Raw genomic sequence first — 1,283 nt, 5'->3', positions numbered from 1 at the left:
ACAGAGAAATGATACATACCCCGATAAATCATTTCTAATGAAATCCGTTCAATTGGTACTCCTAATTCATCGGCAACTGCATCTCCTAAATCTACTAAAACCGCATAAAATAGCCAAGTCCCCCAGATTTGGAGCTTGATTCCGTTTAATGAACCTGTCCATAAATAGCTCAGATTTAATAATCTTTTTACTGTAGAAAATGCCTCTTCTATTCGCCAGCGTCTGTGATATAAATCTGCTACTACATAGGGGGGCAATATTTCAGGTTCTCGGACACTTGTCAGATAAGAACGCCAGGAAGTCTTGGAGCGAATTTGTACTAATCTTATAGTCAAGGCTGGTGTCTTTTTTGTCCCTGCACCTATTTTAATTATCTGGTCTTTGATATCATAGGTATTTGTTAATACCCGCTCTACCTGATAAGATGCACCTTTCTTGATTCGAGTGATAAATCCAATTTCTTGAGAAATGAGTTTTGACCAAAAAGCGAAGTGATAGAAGCCTCGATCCAATAATAGTAAGGTTTTCGGCTTAACTATTTTTAGTAAATCTTCCTCCCAATTAGTATCTGCTTGTTTCGGATTTTCCCCAAACCAAATTTCTTCGGGAAGATGAGTTACTAGGTCTATAATTACTCCCATTTTTCCGGCTAGTTGACCAATTGGCACATCTGATAAACTTTGTAGCTTCTTAAATAATGCTTCTAATGTTGAGCCATCAGCTATCCAGATATTATCAAAGCTTTTTAAGGCAAATTGTACGCTATCTGGTAATGGTCTCGATTTTCTTGTTAACCATTCCCGACGAAAATGAGGCAGTAATTCTTTAAATACTTTTTCAAATAAAACTGCGGGAAAAGTTAAAAATCTTTGTGATAATGCTTGTTGACTAATTTCAGACGGCTCACACCATAAAAATCCTTCTCTATTTAATAATCTAGTTAATTCTGTTACTCCTGCTACATTTCGCCATAAAAGACTTAATATTGCTGCCATCATTAATGGTAGTGTCAGAATCCTATCTCTTAAATTTAGTTGGCGATAAAAAGTTTTTTGAGCAGCCATTGCTGGAATTAATAAATCTTCCAGGTGATTCGCGATCACTTCATTTTCTACTTGGGGACTATTTTTTTTCTTTGCATGATCTCGGTTGATTCGTTTTTTGCTAGTCATAACTGGTTCAACTATGGCTCAACTGCTTGACCCGTAAAGGTTTCATCCTATTTTACCTTTTTTGGTCTACCCCCTTGACAATTTGCACTTTTTCTTAACTTGTCACAAATG

Annotated in this window: 1 protein-coding gene; it reads right to left on the bottom strand. The window is 36.3% G+C overall.

The features are described from left to right. On the bottom strand, nucleotides 1-1,172 hold a 1,172-nt coding region (locus QUA25_RS29245), incomplete at its 3' end, for an IS4 family transposase (RefSeq protein WP_333043200.1). Nucleotides 1,173-1,283 lie beyond the last annotated feature (111 nt).

This window comes from Microcoleus sp. Pol17C6 (genome assembly GCF_036701145.1).
In the GTDB taxonomy this organism is placed as follows: domain Bacteria; phylum Cyanobacteriota; class Cyanobacteriia; order Cyanobacteriales; family Microcoleaceae; genus Microcoleus.
Note: the sequence above shows the minus strand (reverse complement) of the source record. Positions and strands in the feature narration are given on the sequence as shown.